Raw genomic sequence first — 12,548 nt, forward strand, 5'->3', positions numbered from 1 at the left:
TGGTTAAACTCCTAAAACGGTTGTCTCTTTACAGGTGCCATTCCAGCTCAATTTTGGCACGGTAGTCGTCTTGCTCCTGATCGGCGGACAAATCATCGATGACGGGCAGTTGTAAGCCTGCCTTGAACGCAAAATTCTGATGTGTCCACATCAAACCGGGCGACAGAAACCATTGGTTCCCGCCCAGGTGCCTTTCCACACTTCCCGCGCCATTGTCGAAAACTGCATTTTGCGGCTGGCGGGGCGCCACACCATCTTGGGCGCACCTTGAAATTGGACGAGCGCTTTCAAACGGTGTTTGCTGCCACTCGTGAGGTCTTCACCCCGAGTTTAATCAGCGTGCTCGTGGTAATTCTGGTGAATCTGCCCATTCTGGCGCTGACCGGCGTGGAAGGAAAAATGTTTACCCCCATGGCGATGGCGGTAATCATGGCACTGTTGTCCGCATTGGTGTTGTCGCTGACCTTCGTTCCTGCGGCTGTGGCACTTGTCATGCGCGGACACATTGAGGAGAAGGAAAATTTTATAGTTCGTTCTTCCAAGTGGCTTTACGCACCAGTATTGGCGTGGGTCCTGAAGTTTCGCGTTTGGGTGCTGTCAATGACCCTGATATTCGTGATTATCGTAGGAACACTCGCAACTAAAATGGGGACTGAATTTATCCCGAACCTGGATGAGGGTGATATCGCCGTCCAGGCGTTGCGAATACCCGGCACCAGCCTCAGCCAATCCCTGGATATGCAATTTCGCCTGGAAAAAGCCGTGCTGGAAATGCCTGAAGTCAAAACCTACTTCTCGCGTGTCGGAACCGCTGAAGTCGCCAGCGACCCCATGGGGCCCAATATCTCTGATGGCTATGTCATGCTGAAAGACAAAAGTGAATGGCCTGATCCCGATAAAACCAAAGCCCACCTGCTGGAAGAAATGGGTGAAAAACTTTCGTTGTTGCCCGGCAATGCCTATGAGATCAGCCAACCGATCCAGCTTCGATTTAATGAATTGATTTCAGGTGTCAGATCGGATTTAGGGATCAAGGTATTCGGCGATGATTTGCAGCAACTGTTGAAGTCGGGAAGCGAAATCGCCGCTGTACTGAACGGTATAGAGGGCGCTGAAGGCGTAAAGGTGGAACAGGTGTCGGGCTTACCCATTTTGTCAGTCGAAGCGGATCGCTCCGCCCTGTATCGCTATGGCTTGAACGTTGCCGATGTGCAGGACGTCGTCGCTGCCGCCACAGGCGGTGAAGAGGCTGGGCTGATCTTTGAAGGTGACCAACGTTTCTCGATCGTCGTGCGCTTGGCAGAACGATTAAGGGCCGACGTGAGCGCCCTGGAGCGTTTGCCCGTACCCTTACCGGGCGGTGGCTATGTGCCGTTGCGTGAGGTCGCCAGACTGACGCTGGCACCCGGTCCCAATCAAATTTCCCGAGAAAACGGTAAACGCCGATTGGTGGTCAGCGCCAATGTTCGCGGTCGTGATTTGGGAGGGTTTGTGGCTGAAGTACAGGGCAAAGTAGCACAGCAGGTCAAGTTACCGCCCGGCTATTGGCTAGCATACGGCGGTACCTTTGAACAACTGCAATCGGCGTCACAACGGTTAAGTTTGCTGGTGCCTGTGACACTGGTGATGATCTTTGCCCTGTTGATGATGACTTTTGGCTCAGCTAAAGATGCCGCACTGGTATTCAGTGGCGTGCCGCTGGCGCTGACCGGCGGCGTCATCGCCTTGTGGCTGCGTGACATACCGCTGTCAATTACTGCCGGTGTCGGTTTTATCACCCTGTGCGGGGTATCGGTGCTGACGGGGGTTATGATGGTATCCGCATTTCGGGACGCGCTTAATCGTGGCGAAGTCATCGAGTCTGCGATTCAGAGTGGAGCTATGCTGAGGCTGCGGCCGATATTGATGGTCGCTTTGGTGGCCGCGCTCGGCTTTTTGCCCATGGCGCTCAACACCAGTACTGGGGCCGAAGTACAAAGGCCCTTAGCCACAGTAGTTATTGGCGGAATCCTTTCTTCTACTTTACTCACATTGTTGGTGTTGCCTGGTTTGTATCGTCTTGCATGGCGAAAACCGAAAGCATTGAATGGAAATGGCGAATCCATTGCACAATAACTGACTAAAGCTCGCGGCATGTGATTCATGCCGCGTGTCGTCTAACGTAACAGCAACACTTTATAGGAATATTCACATGAAACTAATCACGGCCTTCATTCATCATGTACGAACTGCCGACGTAATCGATGCACTACACGATGCAGGCTACAAGAACATGGCAATGCTTGATATCAAAGGCACCTTGAAGCCGTTAGGGGAACAGGAGCTGGCCTATTCGTCCGAAGCTGGCGTGGTGATTTCAGAAGTTCAATTATCACTAGCCTGCGAAGACGAACAGGTTGATGCGGTGACAACTATCATCCGTAAAACTGGAAAAATTGGTGCTAACATTTTCGGATGGGCGTATGTCAGCCCCATTGAGCAGGCGCTACCTATAGACGGTCGTTAACACTCCCGGTGTTGTGCGCGCTGGCTGCGTCCTCACCAGCGCCACAACACCGGAAACGCCTAGCGGAGGGGCTATGCATAATCACGGTCACACCAGCAGTTCACAACGTATTGGCTGGGCGTTTTTTCTCAACCTGGGTTTTACGCTTATTGAAATTGTCGGCGGCCTATTGACCAACAGCACCGCCATTATGGCGGATGCCGTTCACGACCTGGGCGACTGTATTTCCATCGGCCTCGCTTGGTTACTCAGCAAGGTCAGTGAGAAAGACTCTAATACTGATTTTACTTACGGATATCGCCGCCTGTCGTTATTAGGTGCCTTGATCAATGGCTTGGTACTCATTGCAGGGTCAGCTTGGGTCTTGTCAGAGGCTATCCCAAAACTGTTGCAACCTGAAATGCCTGTCGTCGAAGGGATGTTGGGATTGGCCATTTTTGGTGTCATGGTCAATGGATTCGCTGCGTACAAGCTTAGTCATGGGAAAACACTTAACGAAAAAGTCTTGAACTGGCATTTATTGGAAGATGTACTGGGTTGGGTGGCTGTCCTGATTGTATCCATTGTGCTGCTTTTTGTAGATTGGCCTATTTTAGATCCAGCACTGTCTATCGTTTTTACCCTCTATATCTTGTTCGGTGTAGAAAAAAACCTTTGGAGTACCACTCGATTGTTTCTTCAGGCAGCACCCGACAAAGCACTGTCAGAGTCACTTCACCAATGTCTGTCCACGCTTGATGACGTCCGTAGTGTTCACCACCTACACCTGTGGTCACTCGATGGTGAGCATCATGTGCTTACTGCACATTTGGTATTGCGATGCGCATTAACCTTGGAGCAGCAACTTCATTTGAAAAGGACGATTGCTGATCGTCTCAGAGAGTTCGATCTCGCGCATACGACCATTGAATTCGAATTTGGAGAGGAGGCGTGTCGAGATGCGGGCGTTATCTGAAACCCACGCCGTTGGATTTCATTTGTAAATTCAGGTCATCACACAAGTACATCGACATGGTTACCCAATGTTTCAATCGAAGCGGTATTAATCTCACTTTTTTCTTGTGCAGCCATCATAATTGCTTGTTGAGAGGCTTTACGATCCTGTGGTGTGGGATCAGTGGGTGCCATGGACGCCATTCGTATTAGTTGGGCTTTTTCCAGCGTTGCTTGGGGATCATTGGGTTCAGATGAAGTATCAAACACGACATCATCTGAGACGACATAAAGTTCGCCATCGAGAGAACTATACTGGTAATTGGGTGGTGAACTGTGCTGTGTCGTAACCGTAACGGCGAGATGAGATTCGACATGCCGCTGAATTTGAGTCTGAGAAAGCTCTAATTGTTTGCGCTCATTCGAGTTGTCGCCAGACTTGGTCTCTGTGTCGCGCGCTGAATTGGTAGATGAATTGCTCAAAGGCGCTGATCCAGGGGCAATTCAAGCAACTACAGGACTCGCTGTGATCTCGTAAGAGCCAAATTTGTCGGTTCTTCCACAGGCCTCCTAGAAGTCGGCGGTATTCCTGATTACGCATATCATGCGTAATTGCGCGTAACTTTAAATAATTCTAATAAGATCAATCGGTTATTGACCTCTAAATTACGTGGATAAGGGCTATTGGACGGAAACCTGCGGTTACGATGTGGTCGCGGGACTCAAAACCGTAGGTTTTCGTTCAAATGCCCCCGCTGGTCCATTTTCGCGAGATTTACCCGGGTTCCTGTGGCGTACTGTACGGCTGAGATCGACACCAGACGTGGTGTTTCGGATATGGCCTGAAACAGTTCTGCTTCGGGGTTCTCACCTGCGAGGGAAACCTTGCGGACAATCACCCCCTGATTCTTGAGGGACTCCCAGACAATGGAGTTCGATGGAAACTCTTCATCGGAAATAACAACCGTATCACCTGGACGCCAGTCGATGCCGTAAGCGACAAATGAAAGGGCCTCGGAAGTATTCTTCACCAGGGCGACAGAGTCGACAGGCGCATTAATAAGCCTGGCCAGGTTCAAACGAAGTTGTTTCTCTATCTCCAGCCAGTGTGGATAGTCGGCGGCTCCCTTGGCTACGTTTTCTTCAGCAAACCGGGCAACGGCTTTACTGGCTGATATTGGCCACGGAGCGACAGCAGCATGATTCAGGTACATGCATTGTTCATTGACCGGAAACTCCTGTTCCAGTGCTGAATTCAACTGATCCATTTTAGTGGGTCCTTATCTGCTGTTAAGATGATGGCTGTTTACAGGGATCATGCTATCGACATGTCAGAAACTATGCAGCACTCTTCGTTTAAAAAAGTATCATCTACGCCAGTCGACTCTCTAAATATCGTTATTGAGCACTATGAACACATAAAGACGGGCGCCCCGCATTACCATATCCGTAGCGAGCATGAGGAAAAAGCCTTCCTGCTCGCCGTCAGGACCATGCCGCACGACTCAACCGGTGTGGCGCATATTCTTGAACATACCGCGCTTTGTGGCAGCGAGAAATTCCCGGTCCGTGATCCGTTCTTTATGATGACCCGTCGGTCGCTGAATACTTTTATGAATGCGATGACCAGTAGTGACTGGACTGCGTATCCCTTTGCTTCGCAGAATGATAAAGACTTCCTGAATCTGTTGGATGTTTATCTCGACGCTGTCTTCTTCGCCAATCTTGATGAATTGGATTTTGCGCAGGAAGGTCATCGCATTGAACTTGCCGATAAAGATGACCCGAACTCAGCACTTGAATACAAAGGTGTTGTTTTCAATGAAATGAAAGGCGCCATGTCATCGCCCGTATCCCAGCTTTGGCAGGGAATCAGCGGAGAGCTATTCCCGACAACGACCTATCATTACAACAGCGGCGGTGAGCCCGAGAATATTCTCGACCTGTCGTATCAGGAATTGCTTGATTTCTATCGCAGTCATTACCACCCAACGAACGCCATTATCATGACATTCGGGGATATGGAAGTGGCAGACATTCAGTACCGGATGGATCAGCAGGCATTGAGTCGCTTTGATAAACAGGACAGGCAATTGCGGGTAGAGCCTGAACGGCGTTTTTCAGAGCCTCAACATAAAGAAGCGCTCTACGGCGTTGATTCGGATGACCTGAGTGCCAAAACCCACCACGTCATTGGTTGGCTGTTGGGTGATTCTATTGATCTCGATGCCCAACTTGAGGCTAACCTGCTGAGTCAGGTGCTGCTTGATAACAGTGCCTCTCCGTTGCGTCGGGCTCTTGAGGAAAGTGATCTTGGTACGACACCGTCACCTCTGTGTGGGTTGGAAGATTCTAACCGCGAAATGTCGTTCATGTGTGGACTTGAGGGTAGTGAACCGGAGCACGCCGAGGCGGTTGAAGCCCTGATCCTCAATACCCTCGAGAAAGTTGCCGAAGAGGGCGTCCCTGTCGAAATGGTTGAAGCAGCTCTGCATCAGCTCGAGCTTCATCAACGCGAGATAGGAGGGGACCATTACCCTTATGGGTTGCAGCTGATCCTGACTGCACTGCCTGCTGCAACGCACTATGGTGATCCTGTTGCATTACTGAACCTTGATCCGGCACTCGAACGTTTACGTGCTAAGGCATCGTCGCCAGGCTTTATATCAGACGCCGTCAGGCAGCTGCTTCTTACCAATACCCACCGTGTCCGCTATACCCTTAAGCCTTCCAGTACCTTGAATGCCGAAAAAGCGGCCAAAGAGAAGGCTCGCCTGGAGAATGAACGTGCGAACATGTCAGACGCCGATATCCAGGCATTGAAGGATAAGGCAGAGGCACTGGAAGCCCGGCAGGCGCAAGAAGATGATCCCGATATTCTGCCCAAAGTCGGCCTTGAGGATATTCGCCCTGAACTGACATATGTTGCGCCTACCGCTGAGCGGTCTGACCGCATCGACACCACAGAATATGTCACCGGCACAAATGGAATTATCTATCAACAAGCAATGCTCAACCTGCCTCCAATGACCCGTGAGCAAATGACCTGGCTACCTTTCTACACTCAGGCATGGACGGAAGTTGGTGCTGGCGGGAATTCGTATCTGACTCAGCAGCAACGCCAGACAGAGGTGCTGGGGTCTCTGACGTCTTACGCCTCGGTGAAAGGCGATATCGAAGACTGCAATCGTCTCTCGGGGTACCTGGTGATGACGGGTAAGGCATTGGGGAACCGCGCGGAGCCGTTCTCCGACATGCTTCGTGAAACCTGGAAAAGTGCAGACTTCAGCGAAGAAGGCCGCCTCAAGGACCTGTTAAATCAGGCTCGTGCTCGTAAAGAGCAAGGCATAACGGGCAGTGGTCATGCTCTTGCTATGTCTGCTGCTGCCGCTCCGATTAATCGCACGGCGGATTTGATGAATACACTCGGCGGGCTGCCGCAGGCTAAACGCCTGAAAGAAAGGACGGAACGTATATCTGAGGATGGCGCAGGTTTCGTTTCTGAGGCTCTCAAAGATATCAATTCACTGATCAGTAAAGGTCCAGATTCACTTCTTCTGGTGCATGATGAACAAAATGCTGCAGCGCATATTGCAGCGGCGCGCAAAGATTGGGATAATGCGAATCATTATCGAAAAAATTGTATTGATTGGGATATGTCGACAGGGGCCAGCTATTGGATGGTCGACTCGCAGGTTAACTTCTGCGCCTGGGCTATTCCTACAGTGACGCTCGATCATCCCGATGCAGCTTCTCTTGCTGTTCTCGGAGGGGTGCTTCGCAATGGTTACCTTCATACCGCAATCCGGGAGAAGGGTGGAGCTTATGGCGCAGGCGCGTCGCAGGACTCTTCATTAGGGTGTTTCAAATTCTTCACCTATCGCGATCCTCGTACTGAAGGTAGTTTTGATGACTTCGCGAAATCTCTGACCTGGGTATCAGGGCGTACCAATGGCGACGATCTTATTGAGCAGTCAGTGCTGGGGATCATTGGTAGCCTTGATCGGCCGGGCTCGCCAGCAGGCGAAGCCAAGCAAGCTTTTCATATGGATAAATCTGGACGTACACGAGCTGTCAGGCAGCTGTTCCGGGACCGCCTGTTGAAGGTTACCTGGACAGATATTCTGCAAGTGACAGAAAAGTATCTGGTCGGTCAGGATGGTTATAAAGCTGTCGTTGCACCGCGAGGAACTGCAGACATAGCAAGCAAACTCGGACTGACAATAGGAGAGTACTGAGTGAACCGATTTACATTACCACTGGCGGCGAGCATATTGATGTTCCCGCTGGCGGTAGGCGCCGATACAGACTCGGCGTCTAAAATGGTGCTGAAAACAGACGAAAACAGCGCGGCGGTACAGCGAAAGATTAACGCACTGGATGATTCTACCCGGGATAAGCTCGAAGAGACCCGGCAGCTTCTCGCCCGAGCAGAACAGCTGGCGCTCTACAATAGTCAGATGGAAGCTATCATCGCGAATCAGGAAGAAGAAAAATTAAGTCTTGATCAGCAGATTGAGGACATCAACGATACCGAACAGGGTATTCTGCCTCTGATGCAGCTGATGCTTTCGCAACTCGAAGCCGATATCAATGCGGGCCTGCCATTTCTCAAAGAAGAACGAGAGGTCCGTTTAGCCAAGCTGAAAGCGTCCCTTGGTCGTGCTGATGTCACTGTTTCTGAGAAATTCAGACGAGTGCTCGAAGCGCTCCAGATCGAAGTCGATTACGGACGCACATTAGAGCGTTATCGCGAGAATGAAGACGGCAGGGCTTTCGACTATCTGAGAATAGGCAACGTTGCTCTCTATCGTCGTTCGCTTGATGCAGGCGAGTCCTGGATGTGGGTAGACGGCGCGTGGCAGTCGCTTTCTGGTGACCTGGTCCAGCCTCTTGAGCGCGCGTCCCGTGTTGCGGAACAAAGCGTTGCTCCTCAGTTGATCGTAGTGCCTATGGCCACACCAGAAACTTCAAGTTCAGATACGACCAATTTAAAAGGGGGTGAGTAATGAGATTTATTACGACCCTCATCTTTGCTTGCATGGCTCAGGTTGCACTTGCCAATACACTTATCGAAAGTGCAGAGCAGTTCAGTAAATACGAGCGTAATTTCGACTCAGCTCGACTGGCAGCCTTCAAGCAGGATCTTAGTGCTCAGGAACAAGCCCTTCAGCAAGCCCGTGCCTCGCTGGCTGCTGAAGAGAAGCGGGCAGAAGAGCTGCGTGAACAATTCTCTGATAATGAAGAAATTCTGACGGAGAAAACCGAAGCTCTGCGTATTCGCACCGGCAGTCTTGGTGAAATGTTTGGTGTGGTACGTCAGGTTGCCGGTGACTTGAGAACGATCACCTCAAGCAGTATTACCCGCATCGACGGAACCGACACGCCTGCTGATCTTGATGCATTGGCAGAGTCAAAAGCCTTGCCTGATCTTGGCAAAATTAAGGCACTCTGGCAGACCTTACGGCAGGAAGCTTCTCTAAGCAGCGAAGTTGCCCAAATTACTGCACCCGTCGTTCAGGCGGACGGTTCTACGGCAGAGGAGCAATCAGTACGTATTGGTGCGTTTACAGTCGTTGGAACCAGTAATGGCGGCCAATACCTGATTGCAGATGAGCAACTGGGCGCACTGCGTCCACCATATCGCCAGCCCGGCGAGGCATCTATGTTGAGTGACTGGTTGGGCCGCAATGGCGTCGCGCTTGTCGGCATTGACCCTTCCCGTGGCGCTCTCCTGAATATCGAGGCAGCCACTCCCTCTATTGTTGAGCGAATTCAACAGGGGGGCACGATTGGTTACATCATTATTGCTCTCGGTGTTATTGGTCTGCTGATTGCCCTATGGCGTCTGTTTGTACTCCTGCAAATCAGCGCGGGAATGCGCCGTCAGCTCAGCGACAAGCTGGCCGCGAAGGATGATAACGCCCTGGGTCGCGTAATGATTGCATCTCTCGGTGACCGCACGGATGCCGAACTGCTTGAAGCAAGGCTTGATGAGGCTGTTTTGCGTGAGCTACCCGCAATTGAGCGTGGTCAGTCGATCATCAAACTGCTTGCAGGCATTGCGCCTCTCATGGGGCTGCTTGGTACCGTTACCGGCATGATTGCGACTTTCCAGGCGATCACAGCGTTTGGCTCAGGCGATGCAAAACTGATGGCTGCAGGTATCTCGCAAGCGCTGATCACGACGGTGCTGGGTCTGGTTGTTGCTGTTCCGTTACTGCTGCTTCATAGCTGGGTAGCTTCACGTAGCCGCGAACTGGTGCATATCCTTGATGAGCAGTCAGCAGGCATTATTGCTGAAGCGCAGGAGTCGTCGCGCAAATGATCTGGCTAACGGATTTTTTTGAGCGTGGCGGCCCCGTCCTATATGCGGTGCTACTGACAGCGGTATTTCTCTGGGCGTTGATCTGTCTGCGGCTGTGGTTCTTCTACATAGAGCGCAAGCGATTCTTCGAGAAAATCTCAGGGGACTGGCGCACACGTTCGGACCGCACAAGTCGGAATGCGCGTTATATCCGGAAGGCCTGGATTGGCCGGTTTTATCTTGAAGCCACCCGTACTATGCCATTGCTGGCCACCCTGATCGCGATCTGCCCGTTGCTTGGTCTGTTGGGAACTGTTACCGGCATGATTCAGGTGTTTGATGTTCTTTCCGCTACGGGCACTGGTAACGCACGGGCGATGGCCTCGGGCATAGCTCAGGCGACTCTGCCAACCATGGCTGGATTGGTCGTTGCGTTATCTGGTTTGTATTTTCGTAGTCGTTTTCAGCGATTAGCTGAGCGAAGCCAGCAAGAACTGGCAGATCGACTGCCGTTAAGTGAGGAGTTGGCCTGATGGCTCGCAGACACGTTGCCTCAGAAGGGCAGGAAGGTGATATCGACATCACTCCGATGTTGGATATCGTTTTTATCATGCTGATCTTTTTCATCGTGACCACCTCTTTCGTGAAAGAAAGCGGCGTTACGGTGAGCCGTCCGACTGCCAGTACCGCTGAAAGCAAACAGGGCAGTAACATCCTGATTGCGATTCGTGCGAACGGTGAAATCTGGATCGATAAACGCTCCGTCGATCTCCGCGCCGTGCGCGCCAATACGGAGCGCCTCAAAGCAGAGAGCCCTGAAGGCGCTGTTGTTATACAGGCTGATGAGTTCGCGCCGACAGGCATACTCGTAAAAGTAATGGACCAGGTGCGCCTCGCTGGCGTTACGGATATCTCGGTAGCAGCTACAGAATGATGTCGATTAAACCTCTGATCGCTGCTGTCGGCGGCGTATCTGTCGCGGTACTCCTGTTTCTGGGGATGGCCGTCATGGTCGCACCGCCAGATGATTTTTCGCTGAATCGTGAAGAGCCTGTTCTGGTCGATTTCTCAAGTCGACGTCAGGATTCGGCCTCCGAAACGCGCTCGCGTAAAAAGCCGCCACCACCGCCTGAAGCGCCGGTGACTCCGCAGTCGAATACTCAGGACCAGACACCTGCGCCTGTGACAGCACCGCCATTGAGCCTGAGTCCGCTCAGTCCTGATCTGAGTGTTGGCGATCTCGTGTCGTCATCAGGCTTGCTGGATGGCGTGTCGGTTGCCGACGCAGAGGTCGCGCCCCTGGTTCGCCCGCCTGCAGTTTATCCGGCCAGAGCTAAAATGAGGAATATTGAAGGCAGCGTGACAGCGAGACTAACGATTAGGCCGGACGGTACAGTGAGTGATGTAGAAATCATTCAGGCGGAACCTGAGGGTGTTTTTGAACGGGAAGCTATGAGAGCCATGTATCGTTATCGTTTCTCGCCCAAAATGGTTGACGGAGAAGCGGTGACACAAACTGCGACCCAGACGTTGGAGTTTTCACTGCAATGAGCCGCTTTGTTTGTATTCTGTTTGCCGTGTGCCTGTTCTGTTTGGGGCTGACTGTTCAGGCTTCGACTTTGTCTGAAAGGCAGTATCGTTTGCTTGAGAAGGCCCAGGAGTTGGTTGCAGAAGAGTCCTATCAGGAGGCGTTGGCAGAAACCCAGGATGCTGTCGATGATTGGGATTCGGGGCTGGGGTTAGTGCTGATTCTTCAGCTTCGTGGCCAGGTTTATCAGCTCCTTGATCAGACCGGAGATACACTTAAATCTTATGAGCGAGCGTTATCCTTAGAGGTGCTGGAGGGCACCAGACGGTCTGCACTCGCAGCTGCAATTGCCCAGTTGTACCTGATCGACAGTCAGCCAGAGAAAGCTCGAGAGGTACTGGTGCCAGCGCTTGAAGCTCCAGCCGGTGAAGGTTTGAATCACGCTGCGCAGGCGTATGTCATCGTTGCTATCTCCTATCAGACACAGGAACGCTGGAGGGATTCTCTGCCCTGGCTGGTTCAGGCCGAATCGTACGCGACATCTATTCCTGAGAACTGGCTGGCAATGCGGGCTGCGGCTGAATTCCAGATTAGTGATTTCGCGGCAGCAGAAGTTACCATGAAGCGGCTCGTCGAGCGGGCGCCTGACAAGAAGAATTACTGGGTTCAGCTGGCAGCAGCGCAGCAGTTTCAGGAAAAACAGGCTCAGCAGTTGGCGACTCTTGAGATCGCCCATCAGCGAGGTCTGATTGCAGGGAGTAGTGAAGAGCTGCTGATGATTCAGCTGCAGGGTGCGCAGGACATGCCGGCACGGGCTGCACGAAATCTGGAACAACGGATTTCAGAATTGAGTTCAGTGGAGGGCAGCTCTGAAGAAGACTTGGACGATGAACGTCGTCTGTTGAGCGCGTACCAGAGACAAGCCCGCGATCTGGCTGCAGCCGCTGAAACCATGGTTTCAAACGATTCGTCATCTGTTAATGAGGCCATTCAATTGGCAATGATGGACGGCGATTGCGATCTGGTTCGGGAACTGTCCAGGTCACATGCCCGCAAACTTGAAGGCTTAACTATGATTTCGGTAGCTCAGTGCTCCCTGAATGATAGCGACACCGCGAGTGCAAGGGAGTGGTTTCAGCGAGCCAGCGAAAAGTCCGACAGTGCGGTTATTGCCTCTCAATGGCTGACATATTTGTCGGATCTGCAAAAGGCGGGATTAAGGTAGGTTGCTACCTTAATCTCAGCAGCTATTCGCAGAAAGCTATTCGCAGAAA

General features: G+C 51.9%; 13 protein-coding genes. 10 read left to right on the plus strand and 3 right to left on the minus strand.

Going from position 1 to position 12,548, the window contains the following annotated elements; translation table 11 throughout:
• Positions 1 to 28: 28 nt before the first annotated feature.
• Positions 29 to 250 (minus strand): hypothetical protein, encoded by a 222-nt coding sequence (locus tag B2067_RS09205; RefSeq protein ID WP_297533578.1) that lies wholly within the window; start codon positions 248 to 250, stop codon positions 29 to 31.
• A 17-nt stretch (positions 251 to 267) separates the two neighbouring features.
• Between B2067_RS09205 and B2067_RS09210 the strand changes: the two genes are divergently transcribed.
• From B2067_RS09210 to B2067_RS09220, 3 genes are all read left to right on the plus strand, one after another.
• The gene (locus B2067_RS09210; RefSeq protein WP_297533577.1) at positions 268 to 2,115 is read left to right on the plus strand and encodes an efflux RND transporter permease subunit; all 1,848 of its coding nucleotides are present in this window, start codon (positions 268 to 270) and stop codon (positions 2,113 to 2,115) included.
• 76 nt (positions 2,116 to 2,191) lie between these two features.
• Complete coding sequence (locus B2067_RS09215; RefSeq protein ID WP_301388223.1) at positions 2,192 to 2,506, plus strand: P-II family nitrogen regulator; 315 nt, start codon at positions 2,192 to 2,194, stop codon at positions 2,504 to 2,506.
• A 73-nt stretch (positions 2,507 to 2,579) separates the two neighbouring features.
• On the plus strand, positions 2,580 to 3,461 hold the full coding sequence (locus B2067_RS09220; protein WP_068435019.1) for a cation diffusion facilitator family transporter: 882 nt from the start codon (positions 2,580 to 2,582) through the stop codon (positions 3,459 to 3,461).
• Positions 3,462 to 3,499: 38 nt separating this feature from the next.
• On the opposite strand, the gene B2067_RS09225 is transcribed toward B2067_RS09220, so the two are convergent.
• Positions 3,500 to 3,922, minus strand: coding sequence for a putative metalloprotease CJM1_0395 family protein (locus tag B2067_RS09225; protein ID WP_068435020.1), 423 nt, complete (start codon positions 3,920 to 3,922; stop codon positions 3,500 to 3,502).
• A 239-nt stretch (positions 3,923 to 4,161) separates the two neighbouring features.
• Complete coding sequence (locus B2067_RS09230) at positions 4,162 to 4,707, minus strand: aminotransferase class V-fold PLP-dependent enzyme (RefSeq protein WP_068435022.1); 546 nt, start codon at positions 4,705 to 4,707, stop codon at positions 4,162 to 4,164.
• Between the two features lie 30 nt (positions 4,708 to 4,737).
• On the opposite strand from B2067_RS09230, the gene B2067_RS09235 reads away from it, so the two are divergent.
• The 7 genes from B2067_RS09235 to B2067_RS09265 are packed head-to-tail and all read left to right on the plus strand — an operon-like array spanning position 4,738 to position 12,499.
• On the plus strand, positions 4,738 to 7,677 hold the full coding sequence (locus B2067_RS09235) for an insulinase family protein (RefSeq protein ID WP_301388224.1): 2,940 nt from the start codon (positions 4,738 to 4,740) through the stop codon (positions 7,675 to 7,677).
• Positions 7,678 to 8,448 carry a DUF3450 domain-containing protein gene (locus tag B2067_RS09240; RefSeq protein ID WP_301388226.1) on the plus strand — a complete coding sequence of 257 codons (771 nt, stop codon included), beginning with the start codon at positions 7,678 to 7,680 and terminating at the stop codon, positions 8,446 to 8,448.
• Complete coding sequence (locus B2067_RS09245; protein ID WP_301388228.1) at positions 8,448 to 9,767, plus strand: MotA/TolQ/ExbB proton channel family protein; 1,320 nt, start codon at positions 8,448 to 8,450, stop codon at positions 9,765 to 9,767. The genes B2067_RS09240 and B2067_RS09245 overlap by 1 nt, the downstream gene beginning before the upstream one ends.
• The gene (locus tag B2067_RS09250) at positions 9,764 to 10,279 is read left to right on the plus strand and encodes a MotA/TolQ/ExbB proton channel family protein (RefSeq protein ID WP_068435028.1); all 516 of its coding nucleotides are present in this window, start codon (positions 9,764 to 9,766) and stop codon (positions 10,277 to 10,279) included. Before B2067_RS09245 ends, B2067_RS09250 begins: the two co-directional genes overlap by 4 nt.
• Positions 10,279 to 10,680 (plus strand): ExbD/TolR family protein, encoded by a 402-nt coding sequence (locus B2067_RS09255; RefSeq protein ID WP_068435030.1) that lies wholly within the window; start codon positions 10,279 to 10,281, stop codon positions 10,678 to 10,680. Before B2067_RS09250 ends, B2067_RS09255 begins: the two co-directional genes overlap by 1 nt.
• A complete protein-coding gene (locus B2067_RS09260) occupies positions 10,677 to 11,297 on the plus strand; it encodes an energy transducer TonB (protein ID WP_301388229.1) in 621 nt (206 codons plus the stop codon). The genes B2067_RS09255 and B2067_RS09260 overlap by 4 nt, the downstream gene beginning before the upstream one ends.
• A complete protein-coding gene (locus tag B2067_RS09265) occupies positions 11,294 to 12,499 on the plus strand; it encodes a hypothetical protein (protein ID WP_301388230.1) in 1,206 nt (401 codons plus the stop codon). The genes B2067_RS09260 and B2067_RS09265 overlap by 4 nt, the downstream gene beginning before the upstream one ends.
• The last annotated feature ends 49 nt before the right edge of the window (positions 12,500 to 12,548 follow it).

Origin of the sequence: Thalassolituus sp. UBA2590, assembly GCF_002339775.1 — a bacterium.
In the GTDB taxonomy this organism is placed as follows: domain Bacteria; phylum Pseudomonadota; class Gammaproteobacteria; order Pseudomonadales; family Oceanobacteraceae; genus Thalassolituus.

Bases quoted from the DNA above. Each gene is read 5' to 3' on its own strand.
- B2067_RS09220 (WP_068435019.1), top strand. From the start codon at position 2,580: ATGCATAATCACGGTCACACCAGCAGTTCACAACGTATTGGCTGGGCG.
- B2067_RS09215 (WP_301388223.1), top strand. From the start codon at position 2,192: ATGAAACTAATCACGGCCTTCATTCATCATGTACGAACTGCCGACGTA.
- B2067_RS09250 (WP_068435028.1), top strand. From the start codon at position 9,764: ATGATCTGGCTAACGGATTTTTTTGAGCGTGGCGGCCCCGTCCTATAT.
- B2067_RS09260 (WP_301388229.1), top strand. From the start codon at position 10,677: ATGATGTCGATTAAACCTCTGATCGCTGCTGTCGGCGGCGTATCTGTC.
- B2067_RS09255 (WP_068435030.1), top strand. From the start codon at position 10,279: ATGGCTCGCAGACACGTTGCCTCAGAAGGGCAGGAAGGTGATATCGAC.
- B2067_RS09265 (WP_301388230.1), top strand. From the start codon at position 11,294: ATGAGCCGCTTTGTTTGTATTCTGTTTGCCGTGTGCCTGTTCTGTTTG.
- B2067_RS09235 (WP_301388224.1), top strand. From the start codon at position 4,738: ATGGCTGTTTACAGGGATCATGCTATCGACATGTCAGAAACTATGCAG.
- B2067_RS09245 (WP_301388228.1), top strand. From the start codon at position 8,448: ATGAGATTTATTACGACCCTCATCTTTGCTTGCATGGCTCAGGTTGCA.
- B2067_RS09230 (WP_068435022.1), bottom strand. From the start codon at position 4,707: ATGGATCAGTTGAATTCAGCACTGGAACAGGAGTTTCCGGTCAATGAA.